This is a genomic window from Brevibacillus composti, assembly GCF_016406105.1.
Classification (GTDB): Bacteria; Bacillota; Bacilli; order Brevibacillales; family Brevibacillaceae; genus Brevibacillus; species Brevibacillus composti.
Window position 1 is genome coordinate 1,960,486 of record NZ_CP066308.1, and the last position, 15,989, is coordinate 1,976,474.

Here is a 15,989-nt window from a genome sequence, read left to right on the forward strand (position 1 = left end):
CGCCCCTAAGGTACAATTTTTAGGGATACAAAGGAAATTGTTGTTATCGTCTTTTGTATTCAAGAGGTCTGACGTCTTACCTATTGCATAGCAGAGAAAGCAGGAGTGAAGGAAGATGAGCGTCAAGGGGAACTTCCGCTCGCTTTGTCTCTTGGTTATGGACAAGATTAAAAGCGACATTGAATCAGGGACGTTAAAACCCGGTGTGCGCCTCCCTTCCGAAGCCGACCTGTCCAAACAGCTAGGTGTGAGTCGAGCGACGCTGCGAGAAGCACTTCGTCTCCTGGAGGAGGAGAAAATTGTCATCCGAAAGCATGGAGTCGGCACATTTATTCATGCGAGACCTGTTTTTTCGGGTGGAATTGGGGAACTCTTTAGTGTGACGGATGCGATCGAACGCCAGGGCTATGTTGCCGGCACAACCATATTGCGTACAGCCTACGGCGAACCAGCGGAGGAAGAACAAAAGCGCCTTTCTCTCAATCCAGGTGAGGGTGTTCTCATGGTAGAACGCATTCGCACGGCAGATGGAGAGCCGGTCGTCTACTGTTTCGACCGAATCCCCGCTCAGCTCGTACCTGGGGGCTATACTGAAGGTGGAGAGTCTATTTTCAAGTGGCTGGAGTCAGTTACGGGGATTCGCATCGCTTACGCAGTCGCTGATATTGAGCCGCTGGGGTATTGCGAACGGATATCCTCTTTGTTGCAGTGCAGCAAGGCAACTCCACTACTGCTCTTGAAACAGATTCACTACGATGAGAGTGAAAAGCCCGTTCTCTACTCGCACAACTACTTTCGGGCGGACAAATTTCACTTTCAAGTCGTACGCAGACGGTTGTAACAGTGGGGGAAACCTCACTCAACAATTTCTATATTTAAAAAACAGGGGGTATTCAGACATGAAAAAGGTACTTTCCGTCCTATCCGTGGCAACCCTCAGCCTGTCGCTCGTGCTGGCTGGCTGTGGCAATAAGCCAGAGGGACAACCGCAAGGCGCTGGCGAACAGGGTGGAGCACAAGGCGGTGCCGCACCGACTGCACGCATCGGTATGGTTACCGACGTTGGCGGTGTAAACGACAACTCCTTTAACCAGAGCGCATGGGAAGGTCTGCAAAAACTGCAAAAAGACCTGAACCTGGCAGAAGGCAGCGTAGACTACCTGCAATCCACTTCTGACGCGGACTACATTCCGAACCTGACGCAATTCGTCAAAGACAACTGGGATTTGACGTGGGGGATCGGTTTCGTCATCGGTGACCACGTGAAGAAAGTAGCGACGGAGAACCCTGACAGCAAGCTGGCGATTATCGACGCGGAAGTAGACGCGCCAAACGTGGAATCCGTCCTCTTCAAAGAGCATGAAGGTTCCTTCCTGGTTGGTGTCGTTGCCGCGAAAATGACCAAATCCAAAAAGATTGGGTTCGTCGGCGGTATGGAAATCCCGGTTATCAAACGCTTTGAGCTGGGCTTTGAAGCTGGTGTAAAAGCAGTTGACCCGAGCATTGAAGTGATCACTGTATACACAGGTGCTTTCGACAAGCCTGACCTGGGCAAATCCACTGCTTCCCAAATGTACGACCAAGGCGCGGACATCATCTTCCACGCATCCGGCGCTACTGGCGACGGTGTATTCAACGAAGCAAAAGCCCGCAAATCCAAAGGCCAAGACGTATGGGTAATCGGTGTGGACAAAGACCAATCCCTGACATTTGGCGACGACATCACGCTGACCTCCATGGTAAAACGCGTAGATGAAGCCGTGTACCGCGTCTCCAAAGACGTGATTGACGGCAAATTCCAAGGCGGCAAAATCGTATGGCTGGGTCTGGCTGAAAACGGTGTAGGCTTGGCGGATACCTCCAGCAAAAACGTACCGGAAGATGTACTGAAGCTGGCTGATGAATTCAAAGAGAAGATCGTCAAAGGTGAAATTACAGTACCAGAGAAGTAAGAGCGAATGCTGCTGACACGGACAAGGCTAGTTCGAGCAACTAGCCTTGTTCTTTACCTTCTTCACTAGACCCACGAAAACGGGGGGAACACGGTTGAAACCAGTACAGACTGTTGTAGAAATGCGCGGCATTACCAAGCGCTTCCCCGGCATTGTTGCCAATGACAACATCAATCTTGTCGTGAAAAAAGGGGAAATCCACGCCCTTCTGGGAGAGAATGGCGCTGGCAAGTCCACGTTAATGAACATTTTATTCGGCCTTTATCAGCCTGAAGAAGGCGATATCCTGATCAATGAAAAGATCGTGAAAATCACGAGTCCTAACGTCGCGAATGAACTGGGCATCGGCATGGTCCATCAACATTTTATGCTGGTGGAGAAGTTCACTGTTGCCGAAAACATCGTTTTAGGAAACGAGCCAAGGTCCGGGTTACAGATAGATATGCAACGCGCTATTTCCGATGTGGAGAGACTGTCCAATCAATACGGGCTCAAAGTCGATCCGCGGGCGAAAATCGAAGATATTTCCGTAGGCATGCAACAGCGTGTGGAGATTTTGAAAACGCTTTACCGCGGTGCCGATATCCTGATTTTTGACGAGCCTACAGCCGTTTTAACCCCCCAAGAAATTCTAGAACTCATCGAGATCATGAATAATTTGGTCAAAGAGGGCAAAACGATTATCCTGATTACCCACAAGCTGAAGGAAATCATGGCTGTCTGCGACACCGTCACCATTATCCGCAGGGGGAAAGTAATTGATTCCCTGGCTATCAAAGACACGAATCCAGATGAGCTTGCCGCCAAAATGGTAGGCAGAGAGGTAAATTTCCGGGTGGACAAGCAAGAGTCCAATCCCAAGGAAGTCATCCTGTCCGTCGAAGGGATTACCGCGATGGGCAACCGCGGCGTGAACGCGCTGAACAATATCTCGCTGGAGGTAAGAGGCGGGGAGATTCTCGGCATTGCCGGTGTAGACGGGAACGGACAGAGCGAGCTGATCGAGGTGCTCACGGGCCTTAGAAAAGCATCCAGCGGCCGCATCCTCCTGAAGGGCAAGGAGATTACCAATCAAACGCCTCGCGTCATCTCCGAGTCGGGCCTGTCCCACATTCCGGAGGACCGCCATAAGCACGGGCTCATTCTCGACTTTTCGATGAGCGAGAACATGGTGCTCGAAACCTATTTTCACCCCGAATTTAACAAAAACGGATTTCTCGATTACGGGGCGATTGACAAGCACGCCAGCAAGCTGATCGAGGAATTTGACGTGCGGACGCCGAGCATCTACACGCCGGCACGCGCATTGTCCGGGGGGAATCAGCAAAAGGCGATTATCGCCCGGGAGATCAACAAGGATCCGGATCTGCTGATCGCCGCTCAGCCTACGCGCGGCCTGGACGTCGGCGCGATTGAATTTATCCACAGACGTCTCATCGAACAGCGGGACAAAGGGAAAGCCGTGTTGCTGCTCTCGCTGGAGCTGGACGAAATCATCAACGTCTCCGACCGGATCGCCGTCATTTACGAAGGGCAGATCGTCGGCGTCGTCAATGCGAAAGAGACCAATGAGCAAGAACTGGGCTTGATGATGTCCGGTGGAAAACGAATGCAAGGAGGCGGCAACGGTGAATAGAATCGCAGCCATTTTTACCAAGGAATCTTTCCTCGTGCCGGTTGCTGCCATCATTCTCGGATTGCTCACAGGGGCCGTCGCCATGCTGGCTGGCGGATTTAATCCGATCCAGGCCTACGCTTCGCTCATCGAGAAAGTTTTTGGCAATGCCTATAATTTTGGGGAAACGATCCGTCAGATCACGCCGCTGATTTTTACAGGCTTGTCCGTCGCGTTTGCTTTCCGGACGGGACTGTTTAACATCGGGGCGGAAGGCCAGTTTATCATCGGCATGATCGCATCGACGGCTGTGGGGATCTCTTTTGATCTGCCCTGGTATCTCCATGCGCCGCTGGCCGTGGTGGCCGGCGGTCTGGCGGGCGGCCTCTGGGGAGCCATCGCGGGATGGCTGAAAGCCGCGCGCGGCGTCAATGAGGTCATCACGACGATCATGCTCAACTGGATCGCTTTGTATTTTGCCAACTATATTCTCAAGGCTTTCTACGTCGCGGAAGGTCAGCAGCGCTCGGACATGATCAAAGACTCCGCTTCCATCTCGTTTACGTGGCTTTCGCAAATGTTTGACAGTGCCCGTTTGCACTGGGGGACTCTTTTGGCCGTATTGGCAGCTGTTTTCTTCTACGTCTTGTTGTGGAAGACCAAGACAGGCTTCGAGCTTCGCGCAGTCGGTCTAAATCCGCATGCTTCGGAATACGCGGGGATGAACGTCAACCGCAATGTGGTGAATGCCATGTTCGTCGGCGGCATGTTCGCCGGCATCGGCGGCGCCTGCGAAATCCTGGGCGTTTTCCACTATCAATCGATCATGGCTGCACAGCCGGGGTACGGCTTTGACGGAATCGCCGTCGCGCTGATCGGAGGGAATACGCCGCTGGGTGTCGTCCTCGGGGCGATTCTGTTCGGGATTCTGACTTTCGGGGCGGCAGGCATGAAGTTCGGCGCCGGCGTGCCGGTTGAACTGATCCGGGTGGTCATCTCCTCCGTGATCTTCTTCGTCGCCGCACATGGAATTGTGAAGTTTTTCTTGAAGCCAATCTGGAAGAAGAAGGAGGGTGGACACTGATGGATTGGGGCGTCGTTTTCAGCAACCTGATTCACGATACCATCGTGTTTTCCACTGCCTTGATCTTTGCCGCACTGGGCGGGATGTACTCGGAACGCTCCGGCGTGGTCAACATTGCCCTCGAAGGAATGATGGTCATCGGTGCCTTTACAGGCGCGGTGGTGACCTATTTCGCCCAGGACGCCTTTGGCGGATTGGCGCCGTGGATCGGCTTTTTGGCAGCATGCATCGCAGGGGCAATTTTCGCCTCGCCGCACGCAGTGGCGTCGATCACCTTCCGTGCGGATCAGGTGGTCAGCGGGGTGGCCCTCAACTTCTTGGCAGTCGGGCTCTCGGTCTACCTGACCAAAATTATTTTCAATGGCGCAGGACAAACCACGACACTGCAAGAGGTATTCGGCAAATGGCATATTCCGCTCCTCAGTGACATTCCGATCTTGGGACACGCCGTTTTTGAGGGGTATCCGACCAGTTATATCGCCTTTGTGCTCGTGGGCATTTCCTGGTATTTGCTGTTCAAAACCTCCTTTGGCCTTCGCCTCCGCGCCGTGGGCGAGCATCCGCGGGCAGCGGATACCGTCGGGATCAACGTAAAGCGCATGCGCTATACCGCTGTACTGATCTCCGGCGCTTTGGCAGCCATGGGCGGAGCGACGATCTCGCTTACAACGACCAGCAACTTTTCCCACAATACCGTTTCCGGCCAAGGCTTTATCGCGCTGGCGGCATTGATCTTCGGAAAGTGGCATCCGATGGGAGCGATGGGGGCGGCGCTGTTCTTCGGGGTGGCCCAAGCCTTTAAATCGCTGGTCCAAATCTTCGGTTTGACCAAATACGTCCCGACCGAAGTGATCTTCATGCTGCCGTACGTCCTCACCATTTTGGTGCTGGCCGGCGTGGTTGGCCGCTCCAGTGCGCCAGCTGCACTGGGCAAGGCGTACGAGACCGGATCGCGCTGATTAACATTTTTTGCGTCTGGAACCTGCTGCTTCCCCTATGCGATAATGTGTACGATTTCATCGCACAGGGGGGATACGATGAACCGTTCTTTACATAGTGACGGCCCTCATCTGATCAGCAGGATTCTGGGCGCTTTTTTGCTTGTGATCGTGATGGCGGCGCTTCACGCCAGCCAGGCGCACGCCCAATCGCCGGGACCTGTGATCTCGCTGATGGTAGACGGCATCGGCGTGCAATCGGATGTGCAGCCTTTGCATCAAAACGGGCGTACGCTCGTACCGATACGAGTCATCGCCGAGCAGTTGGGCGCATCTGTTTTTTATGAGCCAAAAACGCGCCGCGTGACCTTTCAGGACGGAACCAATCAGGTGGCCGTTTTTCCCGACAGCAAGACCGGATATGTCAATGGGAATCGCGTGATGCTGGATGCGGCCCCTGTGGTCAAAAACAGGAGGACGCTCGTGCCTCTCCGTTTTATCAGCGAATCGCTGGGTTACGAGGTATCCTGGGACAATCGGGCGAGAGTCGCTGTCATCTCCAGTAAAAAAACGGCGGCGTCCCAGCCCGTAAGTCATTACCGGAGCAATCCGTATGTCGTTCAGCCGGGGGACACGCTGCTGGCCATTGCCAAACAGCATGGCACCACGCTTGAGGAAGTAGCGGAAAATAACCGGCTTTCGCAGCATGACTTGCTGGTGGGCCAGCTGTTGTATTTGCCCGAGGATGCTAAAAGAGCGAAATCGCCGCTCGCCCATCACGTCGATACCCAAGCGCTGCTCTCCGATCGGTATGTCTTCCCGTTCAGCCAAAACAGCCGCTACGAAGCGTACGGCGACAGCTTTGGCTCCAGCCGGGAATGGACAGAGTCGAAATCGGGCACGGTTCGCTCCCACGAGGGGATCGACATCATGGCGCCGGAAGGGACCGCGATCTACAGTGTCGGGGACGGGGTCATCAACCGGATCGGCTGGAATACATACGGCGGCTGGCGGATCAACATCACTGACGACACGGGGAAGTACCGGATGTACTACGCCCATTTGCAGGCGTTTACGCCGGGTCTGAAGGTCGGTTCACGCGTGCGAGCGGGCCAATTGATCGGTTTTGTGGGAACGACGGGGTATGGCTCTCCCGGGACGGAAGGGATGTTTCCGCCGCATCTCCATTTTGGCCTCTATCGCCAGTCCGACGATCGGGCGATCAATCCCTTTTATTACCTGAAATTTTGGGAAAACCACAGGGTTGAGTAGGAAAGGAAGTAGATGGGGCAGACTAACGCATAGGGAAGGACTTCTGAAAAAGGAGGACACCGTATGTGGACATGTCCCTACTGCGGCGGCACGCACGGATTGCCGTTTCAAGACAGCCAGCTCGACGGTATGCTTTGTCTGGAGCCTGATTGTGGGCGGTTTGAAGAAAGCAGCGCAGACCACGACGACCTTAGTCAGTGGGACATCACGGATCTGTGAAGAAAAGAATGGGCAGGGGAGCCAAGAAGGCTCCTTTTTTCTTTTCCTGATTTTCGGTAAAGTGGAAGGAGAAGGAGGGTTTATGGCATGGAGCTGAAATTATCCGAATTTTTGGAAACGATTCCCTACGGTATCGTCATCGTCGACCGAGAAGGATTGATCACCCAGGTGAATGCAGCCGGCTCCCAATTGCTCGGGCTGAAGAGGGAGGAACTGATCAGCCGTCCCATCACCAGCATCGCACCAGGCTCGGACATGCTGCAGGTCATGCGTCAGGGAATGGCCAGCCTGCGCAGAGAGATCCAATTCGGGGAAAAGCGGTTTCTGGTCGATCGCCTGCCGATCGTAGTCGGAGGCGAGGTAATCGGCGGTCTCTCCCTCTTTCAGATGGTGCCCGGAACCGAAGGCATGGAGCGTCGCTGGTCGGAGCAGGAGCGCGAGCTGCATCAGTTTAAAGAGCTCGTCGAACAGTTGTACGACGGCATCGTCATGTGTGACAAAAACGGAATCATTACGATGATTAACAAAAGCTATTGCGATTTTTTGGGGACGACCATCGAAGAGGCGATAGGCCGCCACATCACAGAGGTCATCGAAAATACACGGATGCACGTCGTCATCAAGACGGGAAAAGCGGAGATCGATCAGCTGATGCGCATCGGGGACCGAGAGATCATCGTCAGCCGCATGCCGCTGAAAGAGGGAGATGAGACGGTAGGCGCACTGGGAAAAGTGGTCTTCAGCGATCTGCGGGAGCTGCGGAGCATCGTAGAGCGCTACAATATTATGGAGAGACAGCTGGACTTCTACCGCCAGGAACTGAAGCGCATGGTGGGCGCCAAGTACTCGTTCGCCCATATCATGGCGGAGCATCCCCTGATGAAGGATGCGGTCCAAATGGCCAAAAGAATCGCCCAGACCAAGTCCTCTGTGCTCATCTTGGGCGAGAGCGGGACGGGCAAGGAGTTGTTTGCCCACGCGATCCATGAAGAGAGCAATCGGTCAGAGGGCGCCTTTGTCCGCGTGAACTGTGCCGCAATCCCCAAGGATTTGATGGAAGCGGAGCTGTTCGGCTACGAGGAAGGAGCGTTTACCGGAGCGAAAAAGGGAGGAAAGCCGGGGAAGATCGAGCTGGCCAATCAGGGGACGCTCTTCCTCGATGAGATCGGAGACATGCCGCTTGACATGCAGGCAAAGCTGCTTCGTGTCCTGCAGGAGAGAGAAGTGGAGCGGATCGGGGCCACCAGGCCGATCAGCGTCGATATCCGCGTCATCGCCGCCACCCACCGCCCGTTGGAGAAGCTGATAAAAGAAGGGGAGTTTCGCGAGGATCTCTACTACCGCCTGAACGTCTTCATGATCAGTCTGCCTCCTCTCCGGGTCCAAGGCCAGACCATCCTCACCCTGGCGGATGGATTGATCAAAAAGCTGAATGCCGAGCTGTACACCAATGTGACCGGGATCAGCGAGCGGGTCAAAGATATCTTTCTGGCTCATCCCTGGCCGGGCAATCTACGCGAGATGAACAATGTGCTGGAGCGGGCGGTTCAGCTGGCGGAGGACGGTGTACTCGAACCGGAGCATCTCCCTCCCTATCTCTTGGACAAGCAGGTGCTGCGCGGCAGTGACAGCATATCGCTTGATCTGGAAGCAGAGCTGGCCAAGACCGAGAAGCGTGTGCTCGAAGCGGCGCTTGCGCAATGCGAAGGGAACAAGGTGCAGGCCGCACAACTGCTGGGCATCCACCGGGCCAGCCTGTACCGCAAATTAGAAAAGCATCGGATCGCGGTGAACGAATCGATTCATGGATGACTTACCTGTCTCAAAACCGCGACATGTCGCAAAAGCGCACCAATATTATGTTGCATTTTCGATACAACGACCAAAAAGCTCCCCGTGGTTGCAAGGATTCTCCCTTTGGCATGAAGGTTGCAAATATTCTGTATTGAAAACGTTTACACGCCGAGGAAGGAGGACTTATGCATACGAAATCCTTACACCAAAAAGTTGCTTTAGTTACAGGAGGGGCTAGCGGCATCGGGCTCGCGATCGCGGAGAAATTGTACCAGGCGGGAGCCCATCTCGCCATCGCCGACATTGATGCGGACAAGGCAAAGTCCGCCCTCGAGACGATCCCGGAACGGGAGGGTCAAAAGAAAGCGGCCATCCAGGCGGATCTGTCTGACGTGGAGTCGATTCGCAGGATGGTGGCCCAATGTGAAGCGGACATTGGCGCGGTGGACATTCTGGTAAACAACGCCGGATTTCAGCACGTCGCACCCATCGAAGCCTGCGAACCCGCCATCTTCCAAAAGTTGATCGACGTGATGCTGGTCGGTCCGTTTGTGGCGACGCAAGCCGTCTTTGCCCAGATGAAAGAGAGGGGCTGGGGCCGCATCATCAACATCTCCTCGATTAACGGGAAAATTGGCGCGCCTTACAAAGCCGGCTACTGCTCCGCCAAACACGGGATCATCGGTCTGACGCGCGTCACGGCGATGGAAGCCGTCAACTCCGGCGTCACCTGCAATGCCATCTGTCCCGGCTATGTGGATACCCCGTTGGTCCGCAACCAGCTGGCCGATTTGGCCAAGAGCTATCAACTGGCCGAGGAAGAGGTGCTGGAGGAGGTCATCTTGCGCCATGTGCCGCAGCATCGCTTGCTGGAGGCGAGCGAAGTCGGCGACATGGCGGTGTTTCTCGCTTCGGAGCAGGCGGCGGCCATCACGGGGCAAGCGATCAATGTTTCCGGCGGATATGTCATGCATTGAACTCATGGTTGATGTGAATTGAAAAAAGGGGGCAATAGCATTGAGAAAAGCAAAATGGTGGTTGTCGTTGGCACTGGCTTTGACATTGGGGGCAGCGGGATGCGGTCCGCAACTGGATCAGTCCGCTCCGGCGGGCGGCTCCGGCGGCTCGTCCGGGGGACAGACATCCAGCGGGGGAGCGGGTGCCGGGCAAAGCGGAGGCGGAGAATTCAACGTGGGTCTGGCGATCTCGCTGAGCGGTGGGACCGCCAAATTCGGCGAAGCGGTAAAGCGTGCGGCGCAAATGGCGGTGGACGAATTTAACGAAGCGGGTGGAGCCGACGGCAAAAAGGCGAAGCTGATCGTCTATGACGACGAAGCCAAACCGGAAAAATCGGTAGAGATTGTGCAGCGGCTCATCCAGCAGGACAAAGTCGTGGCCTTTGTGGGACCGGCCAACTCCGGAAATGCCAAGGCTCACATCAAATTCGCCCAAGAGGCAGGTGTGCCGGAAATCATACCGGTCGCGACCGGGACGGCGATCACTGATACCTATGCCAATGAAGAGAAAAACTACATCTTCCGCGTGGCTCCCTATGACAGAGGCCAGGTGGAAACCATCCTGAAGTGGGTCGTGGCCGACAAGAAGTTTACCAAGATCGGTCTGCTCCACGATACGACCGGCTACGGGCAGGGCGGAAAGGCAGACGTGGAAGCTGTGCTGAAGGAGCAGTACAACATGAGTTTGACTGCCGTCGAATCCTTCCAGGTGAACGATACCAATATGGAAGCGCAACTATCCAAGATGCGCGATGCCGCCGTCGAGGTCGTCATCTTCTACGGACTGGCACCGGAAGCGGCCCAATATCTGAAATCCCGCCAAAAGCTAGATTACTACCCGCTGACCGTCGCTTCCTGGGCGATGGGCGATCCGACCGTGAAAGAACTGGTTGGCGATCTGGTTAACCGAGATGTGTACATGGTGCAGTCCTTTACGATCGACCAGAGCGAATCCTCCCGGGCGTTTCACGAGAAGGTCGTCGCCAAGTTCGGCGAAGACATCTTCCCGATCGCGTCTGCCCAAGGCTATGATTGCATGCGGCTGATCCTGGAAGCGGTCAAAAAAGCAGGAACAGACCCCAAGGCCATCCGCGATGCCATCGAAAACATGGAAGGCTTTGAAGGAGTTACGGCCATTGGCGAACAGCCGTTTACCAAAGAGAATCACGAGGCATTGAACAGCAGCAACATGTTCCTCGCGACCTACAAGGACGGCGCCATCGTAAAGCCGTAACGAAACCCTCACAGCGACTTCGGCCAAAGGCCAACGCAGCCTGTGGGATGTGAACCAGAGAGAAGTTTGAAAGGAGGAACTGCTTTTGCTGCAAGCCGTCGTAAGCGGATTGATTCTCGGAAGCATCTACGCCATCATTGCCCAGGGCTATTATATTACCTATGTCACGACACGGACCATGAACTTCGGACAGGGAGACTTCTTGATGCTGGGAGCCCTGCTCGGCCTGACCTCGCTCGGGGCGATGACTTCAGCGGGAATGAATCTGATCGTGTCTGTGTTGTTCACCTTGATGATCGTGGCGGCGGCGATGGGTTTGCTCGGTTGGGGGCTGGAGCGCGGTGCGATCCGCCCCCTGAACCACATCTTGTCAGTCGGATGGATTCTCAGCACGGTGGCCGTTTCCCTGATGATTCGCAATATCGCCATGCTGGTTTGGGGGAGAAACGTCATCCCCTTCCCGTCCCCGTTTGGCAATGAGGTGTATCGGTTCGGCTCCGTCGGGATCACCAAGCACGAGGTGTTCGTCGCCTTCTGCGCAGTCGTCATCATGGCCTGCCTGTTTTTCTTTCTCAACAAATCCCTCCTGGGGAAAGCGCTGGCAGCCGTCGCTTACAATCCCGAAGCGGCATCGCTGATGGGCATCAATCCCAAGCGGATGGCCGTCTTGGCCTTTGCGCTCTCGTCGGCGCTCGCCGGGATCGGCGGCATTCTCGTCGGGCCGATTACCAATACGGCTTTCTTCATGGGGGCCACCTTGGGCCTCAAAGCATTCGCCGCGGCGATTATCGGCGGCTTGACCAATCCGCTCGGGATCTTGATCGGCGGACTTCTGCTCGGCGTGCTGGAACAAGTGTTTTCCCTCTACAGCTCCGCTTACAAAGACGCCAGCGCCTTTTTGCTGATCCTGATCGTCCTGATCTTCATGCCGCAAGGGCTGCTGGGCAAGAAAGTAAAGGAGAAGTTCTGATATGAAAAAATGGCTCCTTTACGCAACGATTGCTGTCGCCCTGTATTTCTTTCCTTGGTTGTTTCCGAGCTCGTACTACGTTCATCTGGCCCAAGGCTTCCTGTACACTTACATCGTCGTCGCCGGGCTGAATCTGTTGGTGGGACTGTCGGGACAGCTTTCTCTCGGGCATGCCGGCTTTTATGCGATCGGCGCCTATGTGACCGGCCTTTGCACGGTATCCGGCATTCCGTTTTTGCTCAGTCTGCTGTTGGGCGTCCTGGTATGTGCGGGCGCCGGCGGCCTGGTCGCGATGCTCTCTCTCCGGGCAAAAGGACCGTATCTGGCGATGGTGACGATCGCGTTCGGCCTGTTGATCGAGATCGTCGCGAACCGCTGGGTAGAGGTCACCGGAGGACCGGCGGGATTGTACCTGCCCGAAGCCTCGCTGTTTGGCCTGAAGCTCGGCGTGGTCTCCTACTACTGGTTGATCGCGGTGGCTGCGCTGCTCGTCACCGTGCTGATCGACAATCTGTTTACCTCCCGCTTCGGCAGAACGTTTCGGGCGATGGGCAACAGCGAGGTGGCTGCCGCTACCGTCGGTGTCAATGTCCGCAACTGGAAGGTGCTCGCGTTTGCGATCAGCGCTTGCACGGCCGGACTTGGCGGCGCCCTGTTCGCCTTTCAAAACGCCTATTTCAACAGCGATACCTTTACCTTTGACAAATCGATTCTCTTCCTCGTCGGCGTGATCGTCGGAGGCGCCGGGACCAGATTGGGGCCATTGGTCGGCACGATCGTGATTTTCCTGTTGCCGCAATGGGTGCAGAGCCTATACGACTATCACCTGCTGATCTTTGGCGGCATTCTGCTGCTCAGCCTGATCGCGCTCCCCGAAGGAATCGTCGGCGGAGTCGAGCGATTGCTCAAACAGAAAATGAAAAGGCGGACAGAGCCAAACACAATGGAGTCGGTTGCTGACGAACCGATCCAGATGGGCAGCCAGGCGGGGGCCAATCTGCAGGTGGATGGCGTCGTGATGGAATTTGACGGATTCCGCGCCGTGGATGACATCAGCATGAGCGTCCATGGCTCAGAAGTTCGCGGGCTGATCGGACCCAACGGCTCGGGGAAGAGCACGACGGTCAACATGCTCTCGGGTGTCTATGTGCCGACCCGCGGGAAGCTGACCTGGAAAGGGGTGGACGTCACCCACTATCCGCCGCATCGCATGGCTGCAGCAGGGATTACTCGCACCTTTCAAAATCTTCAGCTGTTCCACGAGCTGACCGTGCTGGAAAACGTGATGCTCGGCTTTCACCTGCACTACCGGACGGGCTTTGCGGCCAATCTTTTGCATACCCCCGGCTTTTGGCGCGAAGAGAAGCGGTTTCAGGAAGAGTCGATGCGGCTTCTTCACTTCGTCGGTTTGGCTGACAAGGCGGGAGAACAAGCGGCCAATCTCTCCTACGGCCAGCAGCGGCTGGTGGAGATTGCCCGCGCACTGGCGACTCGGCCCGATCTGTTGATTCTGGATGAGCCGGCGGCGGGAGCCAGCCTGTATGAAGTGGACAATATCGTCCGCGTCATCCGCAAGGTAAAGCAATCCGGGATTGCCATCCTCCTGGTCGAGCACCACATGGAGATCGTGATGAATGTATGCGATCGGATCACCGTGCTGGACTTTGGGAAAAAGATCGCAGAGGGCGATCCGGCGTACATTCAATCCCATCCGCAAGTCATCGAAGCCTACCTGGGCGGAGAGGAGGTGACGCAGCTTGTTGTCGGTAAATAACGTACGGGTCCATTACGGCATGGCGGAAGCGCTGCGGGGGGTCACGCTCGAAGTAGGCAAAGGGGAGATCGTCGCCCTGATCGGCCGGAACGGCGCGGGAAAAACGACCTTGCTCAAGGCGATTACCGGCCTGGTAAAGCTGCGCGATGGCGAGATTCTCTATCAGGGAAAATCGATTTCCGGCATGCCGGCCCACGCGATCATGCGTCTCGGGATCGGCCATGTGCCGCAGGGCAGGCAGGTATTCGGCGACCAGACCGTAGAGGATAATCTCATTCTCGGCGCATACACCCGGATCAAACAGCAGCCCAAGCAGGTGAGCGAGTGGCTGGAGCGGGAATACACCCGCTTCCCGCGCCTGAAGGAGAGGGCGAAGCAACTGGCCGGCACGCTGTCCGGCGGTGAACAACAGATGCTGGCGCTGTCCCGCGCGCTGATGTCCGATCCGGACTTGCTCGTCCTGGATGAACCCTCGATGGGCTTGTCTCCGCTGTACGTCAAACTGATCCTCGATACGGTGACGGAGCTGCGCAAAGAAGGCAAGACGATTCTGCTCGTGGAGCAGCTGGCTGCAGCTGCCCTGTCCATCTCCGATCGGGCGTACGTGCTCTCGTCCGGCCAGGTGGAGATGTCCGGGGGCGCCCAAGAACTTTTGCATGACGAAAAAGTCGTACGCACCTATTTGGGGGCATAACTTGATACAGACGGGGAAAGGGCGGTAGGAAGAGGTGCCGTCCTTTTTCCGTTGCCGCAAGCAGCTTTGCTGAACCCCCTTCCATTTGGTTACAATAGAAGGGAGTATGACGCAGAAGGGAGATTTGGCCATGAGCGAAAGCGTGAAGGACATTTCATTTCACACCTCCGCGATCAACGGAATCAACGTACATATCATGCCGACCGCCAAATTCAAAACCACGACAATCGTCACCATGATCGAACAGGAGCTGTCGGAGGAGCACGTCACGAAAACAGCCCTTCTGGCGATGGTTATGAAGCGGGCAACCGCTCGTTTTCCGGAGACGAAGCAGCTGAGGGAGCATCTCGACTTCCTGTACGGGGCTATTTTTGACGTGGATGTGGTCAAAAAGGGAGAGCGGCAAATCCTGCAGATTTATATGGAAGTCCCAAACGAAAAGTATTTGTCCAAGGAGAATGCGCTCCTGGAAGAAGCCATCCGCTTCGTCGGCGATATCGTCTGCCGCCCCTATCTGGAGGGTGAGGCGTTCGCTGAAAAGTACATTGCGCAGGAAAAAGAGACGCTGCGCAAACGGATCGAGAGTCTGATCGACGACAAAATGAAATACGCCAACCAGCGGGTCACCGCCGAGATGTGCCAGGGAGAGCCGTATGCGCTGCTGGTCCAAGGGAGGACAGAGGATCTGCCGGGGATTACGGGCGAAAATCTGTACGCGTATTACCGGGAGATCACGAGCCATAATCCGATCGACCTGTTTGTCGTCGGCGATGTGGAGCAGGCGGCGGTGGAGTCCGCCATCAGGGAGCATCTGCAGCTGGCTCGCAAGGAAGTTCGTTCGATCGGACCGACCGAGGCCAAGAAACGGATGGGCGAAGAGCGTGTCGTCATCGACAAGCTGGATGTCAATCAAGCGAAGCTGAATATCGGCTGCCGCACACAAATCGGCTACGCCGACGACCAGTACCCGTCTTTGCTCGTCTATAACGGCGTGCTCGGCGGCTTCCCGCACTCCAAGCTGTTTGTCAATGTGCGCGAAAAAGAGAGTCTCGCCTATTACGCTGTGTCCCGCCTGGAGAGCCACAAGGGCATCATGATGATCATGTCGGGGATCGACGTGAAGAACTTCGACCGTGCGGTGGCGATCATCAAAGAGCAGCTCGCTTCCATGAAGCAGGGGAGAATCGGCGAAGAAGAGCTGGCCCAAACGAAAGCGACGCTGGCCAATCAGTTCCGGGAGCTGTTGGACAGCGCGCGCATGATGATTGATTTTGCTTACAACGGCGTGGTCAGCGGCCGCAAGCGCCAGCTGGAGGAGCTGCTGCGGCAGATTGAGCAGGTGCAAATCGACGATCTGAAGCGGGTAGCGGAGCAAGTGGCGATCGACACTGTCTACCTGCTGCGAGACAAGAAGGGAGATGCCTGAT

Annotated in this window: 14 protein-coding genes; all 14 read left to right on the forward strand. The window is 55.8% G+C overall.

Translation table 11 applies throughout. The features are described 5' to 3' along the window. The first annotated feature begins 115 nt into the window (after positions 1-115). Complete coding sequence (locus tag JD108_RS10180) at positions 116-841, forward strand: GntR family transcriptional regulator (RefSeq protein WP_198829698.1); 726 nt, start codon at positions 116-118, stop codon at positions 839-841. 58 nt (positions 842-899) lie between these two features. After that, a complete protein-coding gene (locus tag JD108_RS10185; RefSeq protein WP_198829699.1) occupies positions 900-1,952 on the forward strand; it encodes a BMP family lipoprotein in 1,053 nt (350 codons plus the stop codon). A gap of 94 nt (positions 1,953-2,046) precedes the next feature. After that, positions 2,047-3,588: an ABC transporter ATP-binding protein gene (locus tag JD108_RS10190; RefSeq protein WP_407649411.1), complete on the forward strand. Its 1,542-nt coding sequence runs from the start codon at positions 2,047-2,049 to the stop codon at positions 3,586-3,588. Further along, entirely contained in the window at positions 3,581-4,651 is a 1,071-nt protein-coding gene (locus JD108_RS10195; protein ID WP_198829700.1) for an ABC transporter permease, read from the forward strand. Before JD108_RS10190 ends, JD108_RS10195 begins: the two co-directional genes overlap by 8 nt. Continuing rightward, entirely contained in the window at positions 4,651-5,610 is a 960-nt protein-coding gene (locus JD108_RS10200) for an ABC transporter permease (RefSeq protein ID WP_198829701.1), read from the forward strand. Before JD108_RS10195 ends, JD108_RS10200 begins: the two co-directional genes overlap by 1 nt. Before the next feature lie 78 nt (positions 5,611-5,688). After that, positions 5,689-6,861 carry a stalk domain-containing protein gene (locus JD108_RS10205; RefSeq protein WP_198829702.1) on the forward strand — a complete coding sequence of 391 codons (1,173 nt, stop codon included), beginning with the start codon at positions 5,689-5,691 and terminating at the stop codon, positions 6,859-6,861. A 63-nt stretch (positions 6,862-6,924) separates the two neighbouring features. Next, positions 6,925-7,080, forward strand: coding sequence for a hypothetical protein (locus tag JD108_RS10210; RefSeq protein WP_198829703.1), 156 nt, complete (start codon positions 6,925-6,927; stop codon positions 7,078-7,080). Positions 7,081-7,167: 87 nt separating this feature from the next. Next, the gene (locus tag JD108_RS10215) at positions 7,168-8,892 is read left to right on the forward strand and encodes a sigma 54-interacting transcriptional regulator (RefSeq protein WP_198829704.1); all 1,725 of its coding nucleotides are present in this window, start codon (positions 7,168-7,170) and stop codon (positions 8,890-8,892) included. 167 nt (positions 8,893-9,059) lie between these two features. Further along, entirely contained in the window at positions 9,060-9,851 is a 792-nt protein-coding gene (locus tag JD108_RS10220) for a 3-hydroxybutyrate dehydrogenase (protein WP_198829705.1), read from the forward strand. 40 nt (positions 9,852-9,891) lie between these two features. After that, the gene (locus JD108_RS10225) at positions 9,892-11,124 is read left to right on the forward strand and encodes an ABC transporter substrate-binding protein (protein ID WP_198829706.1); all 1,233 of its coding nucleotides are present in this window, start codon (positions 9,892-9,894) and stop codon (positions 11,122-11,124) included. An 85-nt stretch (positions 11,125-11,209) separates the two neighbouring features. Then, a complete protein-coding gene (locus JD108_RS10230) occupies positions 11,210-12,094 on the forward strand; it encodes a branched-chain amino acid ABC transporter permease (RefSeq protein WP_198829707.1) in 885 nt (294 codons plus the stop codon). A gap of 1 nt (position 12,095) precedes the next feature. Beyond that, positions 12,096-13,868, forward strand: a complete 1,773-nt coding sequence (locus JD108_RS10235) for a branched-chain amino acid ABC transporter ATP-binding protein/permease (RefSeq protein WP_198829708.1) — start codon at positions 12,096-12,098, stop codon at positions 13,866-13,868. Beyond that, complete coding sequence (locus JD108_RS10240; protein ID WP_198829709.1) at positions 13,852-14,562, forward strand: ABC transporter ATP-binding protein; 711 nt, start codon at positions 13,852-13,854, stop codon at positions 14,560-14,562. The genes JD108_RS10235 and JD108_RS10240 overlap by 17 nt, the downstream gene beginning before the upstream one ends. Positions 14,563-14,692: 130 nt before the next feature. Continuing rightward, positions 14,693-15,988 carry an EF-P 5-aminopentanol modification-associated protein YfmF gene (yfmF, locus tag JD108_RS10245; protein ID WP_198829710.1) on the forward strand — a complete coding sequence of 432 codons (1,296 nt, stop codon included), beginning with the start codon at positions 14,693-14,695 and terminating at the stop codon, positions 15,986-15,988. Position 15,989 lies beyond the last annotated feature (1 nt).